The 15,726-nt window shown below is 36.9% G+C and carries 15 protein-coding genes, 1 other RNA gene and 1 other annotated feature; of the genes, 14 read left to right on the plus strand and 2 right to left on the minus strand.

Annotation, left to right across the window (positions count from 1 at the left end; all coding sequences use genetic code 11):
- Positions 1-125 precede the first annotated feature (125 nt).
- From dnaN to DAHG_RS16210, 13 genes are all read left to right on the plus strand, one after another.
- Positions 126-1,244: a DNA polymerase III subunit beta gene (gene dnaN / locus DAHG_RS16155; protein WP_022939388.1), complete on the plus strand. Its 1,119-nt coding sequence runs from the start codon at positions 126-128 to the stop codon at positions 1,242-1,244.
- A gap of 143 nt (positions 1,245-1,387) precedes the next feature.
- The gene (yaaA, locus tag DAHG_RS16160; RefSeq protein ID WP_022939389.1) at positions 1,388-1,591 is read left to right on the plus strand and encodes a S4 domain-containing protein YaaA; all 204 of its coding nucleotides are present in this window, start codon (positions 1,388-1,390) and stop codon (positions 1,589-1,591) included.
- Positions 1,591-2,679, plus strand: a complete 1,089-nt coding sequence (gene recF / locus DAHG_RS16165) for a DNA replication/repair protein RecF (protein ID WP_022939390.1) — start codon at positions 1,591-1,593, stop codon at positions 2,677-2,679. The genes yaaA and recF overlap by 1 nt, the downstream gene beginning before the upstream one ends.
- Positions 2,680-2,695: 16 nt before the next feature.
- Positions 2,696-4,636, plus strand: coding sequence for a DNA topoisomerase (ATP-hydrolyzing) subunit B (gene gyrB, locus DAHG_RS16170; protein ID WP_022939391.1), 1,941 nt, complete (start codon positions 2,696-2,698; stop codon positions 4,634-4,636).
- 11 nt (positions 4,637-4,647) lie between these two features.
- Positions 4,648-7,161: a DNA gyrase subunit A gene (gyrA, locus tag DAHG_RS16175; protein ID WP_022939392.1), complete on the plus strand. Its 2,514-nt coding sequence runs from the start codon at positions 4,648-4,650 to the stop codon at positions 7,159-7,161.
- Positions 7,162-7,177: 16 nt separating this feature from the next.
- Positions 7,178-7,387: a binding site (T-box leader), on the plus strand.
- Positions 7,388-7,425: 38 nt separating this feature from the next.
- On the plus strand, positions 7,426-8,712 hold the full coding sequence (serS, locus tag DAHG_RS16180; RefSeq protein ID WP_022939393.1) for a serine--tRNA ligase: 1,287 nt from the start codon (positions 7,426-7,428) through the stop codon (positions 8,710-8,712).
- Positions 8,713-8,939: 227 nt separating this feature from the next.
- Positions 8,940-9,029: signal recognition particle sRNA small type (gene ffs / locus DAHG_RS21000), an RNA gene on the plus strand.
- A gap of 21 nt (positions 9,030-9,050) precedes the next feature.
- Entirely contained in the window at positions 9,051-9,518 is a 468-nt protein-coding gene (tadA, locus tag DAHG_RS16185) for a tRNA adenosine(34) deaminase TadA (RefSeq protein WP_022939394.1), read from the plus strand.
- A 121-nt stretch (positions 9,519-9,639) separates the two neighbouring features.
- Complete coding sequence (dnaX, locus tag DAHG_RS20035) at positions 9,640-11,331, plus strand: DNA polymerase III subunit gamma/tau (protein WP_022939395.1); 1,692 nt, start codon at positions 9,640-9,642, stop codon at positions 11,329-11,331.
- 48 nt (positions 11,332-11,379) lie between these two features.
- Positions 11,380-11,688, plus strand: a complete 309-nt coding sequence (locus tag DAHG_RS16195) for a YbaB/EbfC family nucleoid-associated protein (protein ID WP_022939396.1) — start codon at positions 11,380-11,382, stop codon at positions 11,686-11,688.
- Positions 11,688-12,284 (plus strand): recombination mediator RecR, encoded by a 597-nt coding sequence (gene recR, locus DAHG_RS16200; RefSeq protein WP_022939397.1) that lies wholly within the window; start codon positions 11,688-11,690, stop codon positions 12,282-12,284. Before DAHG_RS16195 ends, recR begins: the two co-directional genes overlap by 1 nt.
- A gap of 54 nt (positions 12,285-12,338) precedes the next feature.
- Entirely contained in the window at positions 12,339-13,127 is a 789-nt protein-coding gene (locus DAHG_RS22055) for a competence type IV pilus major pilin ComGC (RefSeq protein WP_022939398.1), read from the plus strand.
- 12 nt (positions 13,128-13,139) lie between these two features.
- The gene (locus DAHG_RS16210; RefSeq protein ID WP_022939399.1) at positions 13,140-14,042 is read left to right on the plus strand and encodes a hypothetical protein; all 903 of its coding nucleotides are present in this window, start codon (positions 13,140-13,142) and stop codon (positions 14,040-14,042) included.
- On the opposite strand, the gene DAHG_RS16215 is transcribed toward DAHG_RS16210, so the two are convergent.
- A complete protein-coding gene (locus DAHG_RS16215; protein ID WP_022939400.1) occupies positions 14,039-14,299 on the minus strand; it encodes a DUF1294 domain-containing protein in 261 nt (86 codons plus the stop codon). The genes DAHG_RS16210 and DAHG_RS16215 overlap by 4 nt on opposite strands.
- Positions 14,296-14,841, minus strand: coding sequence for a CYTH domain-containing protein (locus DAHG_RS16220; RefSeq protein WP_022939401.1), 546 nt, complete (start codon positions 14,839-14,841; stop codon positions 14,296-14,298). Before DAHG_RS16220 ends, DAHG_RS16215 begins: the two co-directional genes overlap by 4 nt.
- A gap of 55 nt (positions 14,842-14,896) precedes the next feature.
- On the opposite strand from DAHG_RS16220, the gene DAHG_RS16225 reads away from it, so the two are divergent.
- Positions 14,897-15,676, plus strand: coding sequence for an NAD kinase (locus tag DAHG_RS16225; protein ID WP_022939402.1), 780 nt, complete (start codon positions 14,897-14,899; stop codon positions 15,674-15,676).
- Positions 15,677-15,726 lie beyond the last annotated feature (50 nt).

Here is a 15,726-nt window from a genome sequence, read left to right on the forward strand (position 1 = left end):
AAATTTGATAAAATATAACCATTCATTAGGATATTTTAGGGTTTTCCACTTTTCCACATCCTAATAGTAGTAGTAATAGTATTAAAAAAAAGAAAATAAACAACTGTTTCAAAGGAGGAATCATCATGTATTTCAAAGTGTCAAAATCAGTTTTCTATAACGCGCTGTCAACAGTATCAAGAGCCATCTCTTCTTTTTCACCGCTGCCGGCTTTCTCAGGAATTAAGATTGAAGCTAAGCTGGATCATCTTGTGCTTACTGGCAGTGATTCAGATATTTCTATCCAAACAACAATCCACAGTGATAACGAAGAAACATTACAAATCAACGATACTGGCTCAATTGTTATTGAAGCTAAATATATTTTGGAAATTGTCCGCAAGATTGATTCTGATGAATTAGAACTTGAAATCTTAGACGGTACTCAAACTAAGATTAGCGGCAAAACGGCAGAGTTTAAAATCAACGGTATGAATTCCATGGATTATCCAATGATTGACTTTATCAGACCCGCAAACAATTTCACAATCAATTCAGATATTTTAAAAGAAATTATTTCACAAACATCTTTCGCAACCAGTACCAGTGAAACAAGACCCGCTTTAACCGGTGTTAATTTTTTCTGTGAAGGTCATACGATGCGCTGTGTTGGAACTGACAGTTATCGACTTGCTAAGAAGGTTGTGGAGATTGAAAAGGAGTTAACTTTTAACATCACGATTCCATCACGCAATCTGAATGAGGTATCTAAAACGTTAGAAGCAGATGAAGAAATCACTGTTGCTATTTCCGATAAGAAAGCTCAGTTTATCTTAAAAAATACGGTTATTCAAACGCGTCTGATTGACGGGGTATTCCCGGATATTTCCAGATTGATTCCGCTTGCTTTTGATTATGAACTGGAAATTGACACAGCTGAGATATTAGGCGCGATTGACCGTGCGTCTTTCATCAAGAGTGATGGTGTTTCAGTAATTAAACTGTCATTAGATGAAAAAGCTTGTATCCTTTCTTCACGTTCTCAAGAGGTAGGATCATCAACGGAAAATCTCAGCAATGCGGTATTTAAAGGTGAGCATTTAGATATTTCATTCAATGGCCGTTATGTATTTGAAGCTTTAAAAGCAATTCGTCAAGGCAAGATTCGTTTTAGCTTCTGCGGAGAAATGAAGCCATTTGTAATTCAGCCGATCGAAGATGATTCAATCCTTCAGCTGGTATTGCCAGTCAGAACATACGCTTAAAATATTTAGTAAAATTTATAAAAAAATTAAGAGGGATTTTTTATCCTTCTTTTGCTTTTTTAGGTTAAAAAGAGTTGAGAAAATCCCCAAAAACACATGAAAATGTGGTATAATGTTTAAGATAGGTGAAAGAGGTTTTTTCTATGGAAATTAAAATAAATACAGAATTTATAACCTTAGCTCAAATGCTTAAAATGGCAGATATCGTACAGTCCGGCGGTGAAGCTAAATATGCTGTTAAGGAACTGGATATCAAAGTAAATGATGAGTTAGAAAATCGCCGCGGCAGAAAGCTCTATCCAGGTGACAGAGTGATTGTCAACGGTGAGCATTATACGATTGTTTGATGATTCTGACCAAGCTGCGTTTAAGAAATTTCAGAAATTATGATGACTGTATTTTTCATTTCCAAAAAGGAATTAACTGTATTTTAGGGAAGAATGCACAGGGGAAAACAAATCTGCTGGAAAGTATATATTATCTTTCAACTACACGTTCTCATCGCAGCAGTGATGACAGTGATTTAATCAGAAAAGATGCTGATTATTTCGGGATCGATGCGGTACTTGAGAAGAAAGAGCAGAAAGAAGAATTGCGCGTGAGTGTTTCAGCTTCTGGTAAAAATCTTTATATTTACCGTAATCCGGTTCATCGTGTTTCAGATTTTATCGGTGAATGCAATGCGGTGATGTTTTGCCCGGATGATATGATTTTATTTAATGCTCAGCCAAAAATTAGAAGAAGATTTATGGATATTGAGCTAGGTAAGCTTTCAAAAAGTTATATGTCTAAGCTAAACGATTATTCAAAACTTTTGAAAGAACGTAATGCTGTCTTAAAAAGAGAGCAATTCAGTGAAGAGTATATGAGCGTTTTAAATGAACGCATGGCCGAGCTGCAGGTTATCATACTGCGTCAGCGTGTGAAGTTTATGAGTGATCTGCTTAAAATCAGCGAAGGCTTTTATCATGAGCTTTCAGGTGATGAAACACAGCTTGAATTGAAATATATGAGCTGTGTTGATCCTGCGTTAAGTGAGGATGAAATGCGGCAGGGATTCATGGCGAAATACCAGGAAGCTTATGAACGTGACCGTTTTATGAAAACGACTGCTTATGGCATACATAAAGATGATTTTACGATTTTGATTAATGGCAAGGATGCTGCTGATTATGCTTCGCAGGGACAGAAAAGAACGATTCTGCTGGCAATGAAGGTTGGGATTGTGCTGATGATCAACACGATTAAAAATGATACGCCGATCTTGCTGCTGGATGATGTATTCAGTGAATTGGATCAGTACCGGCGCAGCAAGCTGTTGGATTTATTACCCAAAGAAATTCAGATTTTTATTTCCGCTACGGATCTGATGAATTCGCTGAATGATCGAATGGTTAATTTCTATACGATCGAAAATGGGAAACTGAAGAACTAGGCAAGGAGGAACTAGCATGGAAGAAAAGCATGAGCATTTTGATTTAGAAGATAAGGTAGAGCATTCTTATACCGCTGATGATATTCAGGTTCTTGAGGGCTTGGAAGCTGTTCGTAAAAGACCGGGTATGTATATTGGTTCAACCTCTGAAAAGGGTTTGCATCATCTGGTATGGGAAATCGTTGATAACTCAATTGATGAAGCACTGGCTGGTTATGCTACTGATATCCATGTGCGTGTTACGAAGGATGATATTGTTGAAGTCGAAGATAATGGCCGTGGTATGCCGGTGGGTATTAATACTAAGAGCGGTTTTTCAGCGGTTGAAACAATCTTTACAATCCTGCATGCCGGCGGTAAATTCGGCGGCGGCGCGTATAAAGTTTCAGGCGGTCTGCATGGTGTAGGTGCCAGTGTTGTTAACGCTTTAAGTAAATGGCTGGAAGTTACGGTTTATCAGGACAGCAAAGTATATTTTCTGCGCTTTGAAGATGGCGGAAAAGCTGTCGGTGAGTTAACATGCATCGGTGACTGTGATCCTGATAAGCATGGAACCTTGGTTCGTTTTGCGGCTGATCCAGAGATTTTTACGGAAACCACCCATTATGATTTTGAAGTCTTAAATAAACGTATCCGTCAGCTGGCTTTCCTGAATAAGAATATTAAGCTGACTTTCAAATATGATGAGCTGGATAAATATGTAGAGTATTTATATTCCGGCGGTATAAAAGAATATGTGGCTTATTTGAACAAGAATAAAGAAGTTGTGCATGATGAAATCGTTTATGTGGAAGGCGCTGAAGATGGCGTTATTGCGGAAGTTGCGATGCAGTACAATGACGGTTATGTGCCAAATATTTATTCGTTCTGTAATAATATCAATACGATTGAGGGCGGTACTCATGAAGAAGGTTTCCGTCTGGCTTTAACCCGTGTTATTAATAACTATGGCCGTGATAATAACTTAATAAAAAAAGATGAAACATTGTCTGGTGATGATGTTCGTGAAGGTCTGACTGCGATTATTTCAGTGAAGCATCCAGATCCACAGTATGAAGGACAGACAAAGACAAAGCTTGGTAATTCAGAAGTTAGAAAAATTGTTTCAAGTGTATTTGGTGATCAGCTTGAGCGTTTCTTCCTTGAAAATCCAAACGTAGCAAAGATGATTCTTGATAAATGTATTTTAGCAAGCAAGGCACGTTTAGCTGCGAAGAAAGCCCGTGAATTGACACGCCGTAAGAGCGCATTGGAAATTTCAAGTCTGCCTGGCAAGCTGGCTGACTGCTCAAGCAAAGACGCAAGTGAATGCGAAATCTATATTGTCGAGGGTGATTCAGCCGGCGGCAGTGCTAAGCAGGGAAGAAATAGTAAATATCAGGCTATTTTACCACTGCGAGGTAAGATATTAAACGTTGAAAAGGCTCGTCTGCAGCGTATTTTTGAAAATAATGAAATACGTTCAATGATTACGGCTTTCGGCTGCGGTATTGGTGAAGAAATGGATGTCAGCAAGCTTCGTTATCATAAAATTATGATCATGACCGATGCCGATGTCGATGGCGCACATATCCGTGCTTTGATGCTGACTTTCTTCTATCGTTATTTAAGACCTATTATTGAAGGCGGATATGTATATATTGCTCAGCCGCCGCTGTATAAGCTGCAGAAGGGCAATCGCATCGAATATGCTTATTCTGATGATCAAATGGAAAAAATTAAAGCGGATATGGGAGATAAATTCAATATCCAGCGTTACAAAGGTTTAGGTGAAATGAATCCGGAACAGTTGTGGGAAACGACAATGGACCCGGCAAACCGCACATTGATTCAGGTTAAAATAGAAGATGCAATGGAAGCCGATCAGGTATTTGAAATGCTGATGGGTGATGAAGTTGAGCCGCGTCGTAATTTCATTACTGACAACGCAATTTATGTTAAGAATCTTGATATCTAGGAGGGATACACATGGATATAAATAATGATAAACTCATTTATAGAGAAATATCGGATGAAATGCGTACTTCTTTCTTAGATTACGCGATGTCTGTTATTGTTGCCCGTGCATTACCAGATGTACGAGATGGTTTGAAGCCTGTACACCGCCGTATCCTGCATTCAATGAATGAATTAGGAATTGTGGCGGATAAACCTTATAAGAAATCAGCGAGAATCGTCGGTGACGTTATCGGTAAGTATCATCCGCATGGCGATACCGCAGTATATGACGCAATGGTACGTATGAGTCAGGATTTCTCATATCGTTATGAATTAGTTCAAGGGCATGGTAACTTTGGTTCGATTGATGGTGACGGCGCGGCGGCGATGCGTTATACAGAAGCCCGTATGTCTAAGATTTCAATGGAATTGCTGAAGGATATTCAAAAAGATACCGTTGATTTCATGGATAACTATGATGGTGAGGAAAAAGAACCAGTTGTTCTGCCAGCTCGTTTTCCTAATCTGATTGTAAATGGAGCTGTGGGTATTGCGGTTGGTATGGCTACCAATATCCCGCCGCATAATCTGCGTGAAGCTATCAACGCGACATTAGCAATTATGGACAATCCGGATATTACAACGATGGAGCTAATGGAAAATTATATCTACGGACCTGATTTTCCTACCGGTGGTATTATTTTAGGCCGTTCAGGTATTAAACAGGCTTTTGAAACAGGCCGCGGCAGCATCGTAACTCGATCACGTGTCAATGTTGAAGAAATGGATAATGGCAAGAAACGATTAATCGTTACTGAAATTCCATATCAGGTTAATAAGGCTAATCTTGTTGAAAAGATTGCATCATTAGTCAGAGAGAAAATTATCGAGGGAATTACCGATTTACGCGATGAATCAAATCGTGAAGGTATCCGTATCGTTATTGAATTAAGAAAAGATGTTCAGGCTGATGTGCTGCTGAATCAGTTATATCGAATGACTTCACTGCAGACATCATTTGGTGTTAATTTATTGGCATTAGTTGATGGTGCGCCAAAGCTTTTGGGTGTTAAAGAAGCACTTCAGTGTTACGTGGAACATCAGATCGATGTTACTGAGCGCAGAACTCGTTTTGAATTAAGAAAAGCCGAAGACCGCGCACATATTTTAGAAGGTTTAAAAATTGCTTTGGATCATATTGATGCGATTATAGCGTTGATCCGCGGATCAAGAGATAATGCGGAAGCATTGAATGGTTTGATGAGTCAATTTAATCTCAGTGAAATTCAGGCTAAAGCAATTCTGGAAATGCAGTTAAGAAGATTAACTGGTTTGGAAAGAGATAAGATTGAAAGTGAATATGACTCATTGATGAAAGTAATCACTGATTTAAAGGATATTCTTGCAAATCATTCCCGTGTACTTGAAATCATCAGAAATGAATTGACAGAAGTTCGGGATAAGTATGGTGATGACCGCCGTACTGAAATCAGTGATGCTGATTTTGATATGCAGGATGAGGATTTAATACCTGTTGAAGATATTGTTATTACGATGACAACCAATGGTTATATCAAGCGTCTGCCTATCGATACATATCGTACACAGAATCGTGGCGGTAAGGGTGTGAAGGGCATGGCAGTTAATGAAGATGATGTAGTAGACTTCCTGCTGACAATGTCAACTCATGACAATTTACTGCTGTTCTCTAATCTTGGTAAGGTTTATCGCATTAAGGGCTATCAGGTTCCTTTATCAAGCCGTACTTCTAAGGGAATGCCTATCGTTAACCTGCTTGAACTTGAAAAAGAAGAAAAGATTAAAGCAATGATTGCAGTTAAGAAAGACAGTGGTTCTGCTAATTATGTTTTTGCTACGAAGAATGGCTTAGTTAAGAAAACAGCAACTTCAGAATTCACAAATATCATGAAGAAAGGTAAGATCGCTATTGTTCTGAATGAAAATGATGAATTAATCGGTGTGAAAGAAACTACTGGTGATGATGAAATTCTGATTGCTGCATCAAATGGTAAGGTTGCACGTTTCCATGAATCAGACATTCGACCAATGGGCCGTAAATCAATCGGTGTTAAGGGTATGAATGTTGATGGTGGTTATGTTGTAGGTTTGGCAACATCTAAAGAAGGATCACATATTCTTTCTGTCACTGAAAAGGGATACGGCAAGAAAACACCAATCGCCGATTATCGTATGTCTAAGCGAGGCGCTAAGGGTGTTCTGACAATCAATGTTTCAGAAGCAACCGGTAATTTGATTTGTATTCATACTGTAAATGGTGATGAAGACGCGATGATTGTCACAAATGAAGGTATTATTATTCGTTTAAGCTTAGAGAATGTCGCATCTTATGGCAGAAATACTAAGGGCGTTAGATTAATCAATTTATCCGACAGTGATGCAGTGGTTTCTAAAGTAACTATCGTTGAGAAAGAAGAAGCTGAAGAAATTACAGAAACAGAGGAAAATGCTGAGAATATCGTTGAAAATACAGCTGAAATAATTGACAATGATAACGAAGCATGATTAAATTATTAAGAATTAGAAAGCGATGATTGAGAGAAGTAAATGTCTTAAGCTTTCAGAGAGATAACGGTTGGTGTGAGTTATCAGTGGCAGGCATTGAAATCAGCTCATGAGTGAATCGGTGAAATTAGTATCCGATTACGGCAGCACCGTTATAGCTTAGAGATGACAAAAGGGAAGTTTACTTTTGTCAAGAAGGGTGGCAACACGAGGTATCGTCCCTTTAAACGATACCTCTTTTTTATTAACAAGGAGGACATTAAAATGATTGATATTAAATTGATAAGAGAAAATCCTGATTTAGTAAGAGAAAATATCCGTAAGAAATTTCAGGATTCAAAACTTCCTTTAGTAGATGAAGTTATCGCATTGGATATTGAGAACCGTAATACTAAAAAGGAAGCTGAAGCTTTAAGAGCCGAAAAGAATAAGGTGTCAAAGTCTATTGGTGCTTTAATGGCTCAAGGTAAAAAAGAAGAAGCTGAAGCAATGAAGAAGAAGGTCAGCGAACAAGCAGACCGTCTGAAAGAGTTGGAAGAAAAAGAAGCTGAACTTGGTGAAAAAGTTAAGAAGATCATGATGACGATTCCTAATATCATTGATCCTAGTGTTCCTATTGGTAAGGATGACAGTGAAAATGTGGAAGTTCAAAGATATGGTGAACCAGTTGTTCCTGATTTTGAGATTCCTTATCACACAGAAATTATGGAAGCTTTTGATGGTATTGATTTGGACAGTGCTAGAAAAGTAGCCGGTAATGGTTTCTACTATTTAATGGGCGATATTGCGCGTCTTCACTCAGCAGTTATCTCTTATGCCCGTGATTTTATGATAAACCGTGGTTTCACATATTGCGTGCCGCCGTTTATGATTAGAAGTAATGTTGTGACTGGCGTAATGAGCTTTGCGGAAATGGATGCAATGATGTATAAAATTGAAGGCGAGGATTTGTATCTGATCGGTACAAGTGAGCATTCAATGATTGGTAAATTCATCGATACAATTCTTGAAGAAAAAGAGCTGCCAAAGACTTTAACGAGCTATTCACCTTGCTTCCGTAAGGAAAAAGGGGCGCATGGTCTTGAAGAACGCGGCGTATACAGAATTCATCAATTTGAAAAGCAGGAAATGATTGTTGTATGTAAGCCTGAAGAAAGTGCTATGTGGTATGATAAATTATGGCAGAATACCGTTGATCTGTTCAGATCATTAGATATCCCAGTGCGCACATTGGAATGCTGTTCTGGTGATTTAGCTGATTTAAAAGTTAAATCAGTGGATGTAGAAGCATGGTCACCACGCCAGAAGAAGTATTTCGAGGTAGGCAGCTGTTCCAATTTAGGTGACGCACAGGCTCGTCGTCTGCAAATTCGTGTTAGCGGTGATAATGGCAAATATTTTGCTCATACATTAAATAATACGGTAGTTGCACCTCCGCGTATGCTGATTGCATTCCTTGAGAATAACTTAAACGCTGATGGATCAGTGAACATTCCTGAAGCTTTACAACCTTATATGGGTGGTATGAAGAAGATAGAAAAGAAAAAATAATGTTTCACGTGAAACATATGGGAGTGGTTTGATTCACTCCTTTTCTTTTGCATAATTAATTCAATTGGACGTTATAAGTTGATGATATTATTATATTGATTGCCATTCGTATAATACTGAATTATGAAGAAAAGCTCTTATGAACTGTCTGCCGTATACTATTTCATGGAATTTGACTAAAATAATCATGAAGCACTTGAAAGAATCACAATTGTTTAGTATAATAATATAGCTATCACAATGGAATCTACTGAACCTGGTCAGGTCGGGAACGAAGCAGCCATAAGGGAGCTCTTTCATGTGTGGTAGCTTTTATTATATCCGAATCGAGGGATGATATGGACGAAAAGTATATGAAGGCTGCTATCAAGGAAGCAATGAAGGCAGAAAGTATCGATGAAGTACCTATCGGAGCTGTTATCGTACTGGAAGACAAAATCATTGCCCGTGCACATAATCTAAGAGAAACTAAACAGGATTCATTAGCCCATGCGGAAATATTAGCTATACAGAAGGCCTGCAAGAAGCTTGGTACATGGCGGCTTGAAAATTGCACTTTATATGTAACCTTAGAACCATGTCCTATGTGTTCGGGTGCTATTCTGCAATCAAGAATCAAGCGTGTTGTTTATGGTGCTGCTGATCCAAAGGGCGGATGTATTGAAAGCTGCATGCAGATGTATGAAATCAAAGGTTTTAATCATTATCCAGAAGTAACGAACGGTATATTAAAAGAAGAATGTTCTGAATTATTAAAAAAATTCTTTAAATGCAAAAGAGAAGAGAAAAAACAGAGAAACAATTAAATGTTTCTTTTTTATTTGGTATGTTATTTCTCAGTGCGATGGAAATCATTTTCTAGCGATATTCTGCTATTAATAAGCGCTTATTTTTGATATAATAAAAAGGCAGGAAAGCAGGTGTTTTATGGCATATAAAGCATTATATCGTACATATCGGCCCACTAACTTTGATGAAGTTGCTGGTCAGCAGCATATCGTTAAAACGCTGCAAAATGCTGTTAGACAGAATAAAATAGCACATGCTTATTTGTTTTGCGGCCCAAGAGGTACGGGTAAAACAACAATAGCTAAGATATTCGCTAAAGCTATCAATTGTGAAGCTGATGATAACAAGCCTTGTTTAAAATGCAGTAACTGTCTTGCTGTTCAAGACGGCAGTCATCCCGATGTTATTGAAATCGACGCTGCCAGTAATAATGGTGTTGATGAAGTACGTGAATTAATAGAGAAAGTTAAATATGCGCCTTTAAAGGGTAAATATAAAGTTTATATCATAGATGAGGTACATATGATGTCAGCAGGTGCTTTTAATGCGCTGCTGAAAACAATTGAGGAACCGCCTGAGCATGTAATCTTTATATTTGCTACTACTGAGCCGCAGAAGGTGCTGCCAACAATTATTTCTCGATGCCAAAGATATGATTTTACTAAAGTATCGATAAATGATATGAAGCAGCGATTGATTACAGTGCTGAATTATGAAAATATAAAATACGATGATGAAGCCATTCGTCTTATCTGCCAATTAGCTGACGGCGGGGTAAGAGATGCATTTAGTATCTTAGATCAGGTTATTGCCTATGCTCAAGATGAGGTACAGGTACATCATGTCAATGAAATTTATGGAATCATGACCGTTAAAGAAAAAATAGAACTTCTGCAAATGGTTGGTGATAAGGATGCGTTGAATTTGATGAATAAAGTATCAGCTCTTATTGAAAAGGGGATTGATATTAAACGCTGTACAATGGATTTGATTGATATTCTGAAAGAAACTGTAATTCATGACTATACTCAGGACAGCAGTATGCTGAAAATACTGGCAGATGATGAAATTCATAGTGCTAAGATAAATAAGTCTACAAAAGAACGATTGAAAATGATAGAATATCTTATGGACGCGTATGATAAATACCGTTTCGCTGCCAATGTAGGATCTTACTTTGAGGTATGCTTGCTGAATATGATTGAACCAGAAGTACAAACTACTGTTCAGACGCCAATAAAATCAGAGGAGAGAAAAAATGTTTCACGTGAAACATCAAAACCTGTTCAAACAATTCCAGAGCCTGAAGCGTTCTATATGCCTGAACCAGAATTTATGGACATGCCGCAGGAAATTGTGGTTGAAAGAAAAGCAAAACCAATGGTCGTTCGAGAAGCTAAAAGTGCAAAGCCATTAAAAGATGAAATGATTCTTCGTTTACTGGTCGGCGCAAATAAAGCTTTTAAACAGGCAGATTCAGATAAAATGAAAGCTCTTGATGATTATTATCATGATCCAGCTTGGGCTAAAGAAGCAAATCTGCTTCGCGGCAGTAAAATTGTGGCCAGTGGGGAGCAGTATGTAATACTCTCTGTGGACAATCAGGCAATTGCTAATCAGATTAATGAATTAGATAGTGATAATAAATTCTTAAGTTTCATGAACTTGGTTTTATCAAAATCTAAAAAGGTATTTGCCATAACAGCTACTCATCAGAGTGAAGTAATCAAAGAATTTGTCAGACGTCAAAAAAACGGTACTTTACCAGAACCAATGAGTTTTGAGATAGAAGAAGAAAAAAAACTGAAAAGAGTGATCGAGAGATCGTAACAGATTTATTTGGTGAAGAAAATTTAATTATTAAGGAGGACTAATCAAATGAATATTCAAAGTTTATTGAAACAAGCACAAAAAATGCAGGCTGAAATCGGAAAAGCTGAAAAAGCACTTAAAGAAAGAAAATACTGCGCATTAGTTAATAATGGTGTTGTACAAGTAGAATGCAATGGGGCATATGAAGTAACAAAGGTTGAAATTGATGAAACATTGCTGACTGCTGAGAATAAAGAACTTCTTGAAGATATGATTCTTATGGGTGTTAATGAAGCAGTTAAGAAAGCTGTATCTGAAAGAGAAGAAGTAATGAACCAATTAACAGGCGGAGTTAAATTACCGGGAGCATTCTAATGTATCCAGCAATATTTGAAGCCTTAGTTAATAACTTCAGAAAACTGCCAGGTGTTGGATTGAAAACAGCAGAAAGATATGCGTTTGAATGTTTAAAATGGAATCAAGAAGATACTGATGATTTTATTAAAAATATAACTAATGCTAAGAATCAGCTGAGACCCTGTGTGGTATGCGGTAATTTGGCTGAACATGATAAATGTGATATCTGCTCTGATGGACAGCGCGATCAAACAATTATTTGTGTTGTAGAGACCATTAAGGATGTAGTCGCAATGGAAAAAACGCAGGAATATCATGGTGTCTATCATGTACTGAATGGTGTGATTTCTACATCAAAGGGCATAATGCCGGATGATCTGAATATAAATTCACTCATTGAGCGTATTAATGAGGATACAAAAGAAATTATTATTGCCACCAATCCTACCGTAGAGGGTGAAACAACAGCACTTTATCTATCGAAATTATTAGAAAAGAAAGCTGTAACTGTAACTCGAATTGCGCATGGATTGCCTATGGGCGGCCATCTTGATTATGCAGATGAACTCACATTAATAAAGGCTATTGAAGGAAGAAAACAAATTGGACAGTAAAACTGTCCTTTCTTTTTGACTATAATTCTTATATAATTATTGTAGGTGAGGCGAGTGAAAAATAAAAAAGGTTTTACATTAATTGAACTAATTGTTGTAATAGCAATTTTAGGTATATTAGCATTATTCTTAGTGCCATCGTTTTTAGGTTATACTAAAGATGCACAAAAAGCAACTTGTGAAGCCAATAGACATATTATAGAACGCTCCTATACTTTCTATAAAGCAAAGAGTGCTGAGGAGATAAAATTGAGTGAATATATTGAAAGTGATGACGGAAAAGAATATCAGGGCAGTAAATGTCCAGCAGGCGGTGTTTATACATATGATGATGCTAACGGCAAAGTAATATGCAGCATTCATGGAGAAGATGAAGATAAAAACGAGGAAACGGGTGAAGAATCTGGCGATGGTGATAAGTCCGAAGATTCAGACCCGGAAGAATCAACAACTCCTAAAATTCCTGGAACTGAGTTAGATGTTAATTATGAAAACGTAATATCAGTTGTGAAAGGGGAAGAAATAAAAAAAACACTTCAACCAGGAACTATCGTAGAAATGAAAGATAGAGATGGCAAAGTTATAAGTTATTATATTGTCAAGAATCCAACTTGGATTGATAATATGAATGGTTCAATATACGGATTATTAGAATTAACAAATGAAAAGGCGGTTGTTATTGATGGTATTGGGAAAGAAGCTATAGAAAAAACTTTGGGAACTAATATAAAAGAAGGTCAGAAAATCTATTATGATGGTAAATATTATATTAATAGACAAAATACAGGAGATACACAAGTTCCGGGAACACCGGGTTCATATTATTGGTTAGAAATAAAGTAAGTAGGTGAAAGTATGGCGTCAATCGTTCATGTAACTGATAAAGATATGATAGAATTTCATCGTCTGAATGGCAATGATTCATTCAATTTTTGGCGCGCTGGATCTAAAATGAAATTCACTGATTTCAAAGTCGGTGATACACTTTTCTTTCTCGCAAAGGGAAGTGAGCGCAAAAGAGAAAAAGGCATCATTGGATATGGAAAATGCCGGCAAATCACTTCATGCAGCTTCAATACCATGTGGAGAAAATTTGGTACCTTGAATGGCTATCTTAATAAAAAAAGCTGTGCGGAAGCAATCATCAAAGTGAATAAAGATAAAAAAATGCCTGAAAAAATGACATGTATCTTATTGGAAGAAGTCGCATTCTTCAACAGTCCGATATATCTGAGTGAATTCAATGCTAAGCTTTCTAACAAGCTTGAAAGCTATACTTATATAGATAAGGGAAACCAATGCTTGTCTGAAAAAATAATTATGAAAGCGATGAGCTTCGGTGTTGATTTATGGACAAGTAAATTGAATGAAGAAGAATTTAAAATTAAATTATATCAAGATGCGATTCGTCAGTCATGTGGTTTTATTTATCAGAAAATTAAGTTGAATGAGACGAAAATGCTCAAACAATTAATGAGAAAGTACAACGAAGCTAAAACTGGCGAATTTATTAACGGCAGCCAAGCTGATTCTCTTGAATGGGGCAAAGATACAATTATTAATGTACCAATGCTGGTTAATGATTTTAATAAAATACAGACTATAATTGGCCATATTACGTTATTCAGAAAGATGCTGACAGATATCAATCCGGAATATGAAAAAATTATTTTCAGAGTCTTAACGCAGAATATTCAGCCGGATATCGAAACACAGCTTACTTCTCTTAATATCGAATATAAAAAACTGTCCGATTAGGACAGCAGCTGGTAAAGCAATACAACTTGTAAAACAAATATCACTGGAAAGCCTATCAAAAACTTAGGCTTTCTATTTTTATGATGGAAGACAATCATGGCCAATATTGAACCTAAACTGCCGCCGATAATGGCAAGAATAAATAAGGTTTTCTCAGGAATTCGCTGTGTATGTTGTATAGCACATCGTTTATCCCATCCCATGACAAAGAAGGCTGCTATATTAATCAACAAACAATAAATTAAAAATATTTTCATAATTGACTCATTGCCCGCGCAATCTTTGACGGACAGTTCTCTTCGTAATGCAGTCCGGCAGCCGCAAGAATGTTATTAAATGTCTCAATCCCATTATGATCAGCAGTTAATTCATATTCTATTTCATAATCAGTAATGCCATTATATTCATTAATATCAAAACATAATTCCGCAATGCCTGTATCAATTACAGCTCGAGTAGTTCTTAAATTAGTTATCATAACGATTTCATCATGAATACCCAATTCATTCAAAAGCTTTTTGATTGATGGTTCATCAAAAACCTTGATAGAATTCTCATTCACAAAACATTCATGCTCCAAATGTCCGTCAGGATCAGGTGTCTTTAAAGTGAATAAGAATTTATTTTCTTTCTCACGGATACGCATTGCACATTTTAATTGCCGCAGCTGCATATCTTTAGTATCGTAGTATGTATTGCATTGCGGAATGAATGTTTTATTAGGGTATAATGCCGATAAGCACTCAAATTGTTCTTTTGTGACTAATAGCTTATATTCTGTTTCTAAATGATTAATCATAGAATCACCTCAAAAGGTATGATACAATAGGTAAATAGAAAAAGGAAGTGGCAGCGTGAATAAATTTTCAGTAGTAGCTAAAAAAGATGATTGCTCAAAGCAAATCGAAGAAATTATAATAAATCGCTTAACTGAAGCTGGTTGGCAGGAAGACAGAGAAAAACCTGAACTGATACTCTTTGTAGGCGGTGACGGCACCTTCCTTTATGCGGCACATAAATATATGCATCTGGAACATGCCGCCTTTGTTGGCATTCATACTGGTACCTTGGGCTTTTTCACCGATTATACAAAGGATGAATTAGATATTTGTATTCAGGATATTATCAATCAGCAAGGGGAAACACATGGTGTACCATTATTAAGAGTAGATGTTATCAAAGAAAATGGTACGCAAAGTGTCTATGCAATCAATGAAATGCGGATTGAAAATGTAATTCAAACCTTGGACTTAGAAGTGATGATAGACGATGAGTTTTTTGAAAATTATCGGGGTACTGGTATGTGTGTATGTACGCAAGCAGGCTCGACAGCTTACAATCGTTCTTTAAAAGGTGCGGTAATTGATGAAGGGCTGAATCTGCTTCAGCTCCATGAAATTACCGGTATCCATCACAGCCTTTATCATTCATTAGGTGTACCTCTGATACTTAATAACCGGCGTGTCATTTCAATGAAAAGCAAAAATTTTAAATCAGCTATTCTGTGTTACGATCATGAACATATGGAAATAGATGATGTGCTTGAACTTAAGATTTCAATGTGTAAAAAGAAGATTCTATTTGTGCATTACCGCCAGAACAGCTATTTAAAAAGACTGAGAAATTTATATTAGCAAATAAAAAGATCTGCATGTGAAACAGTTTCAGAAGCTATTTCTGATCA

Origin of the sequence: Dielma fastidiosa (genome assembly GCF_000313565.1) — a bacterium.
Lineage (GTDB): Bacteria > Bacillota_I > Bacilli_A > Erysipelotrichales > Erysipelotrichaceae > Dielma > Dielma fastidiosa.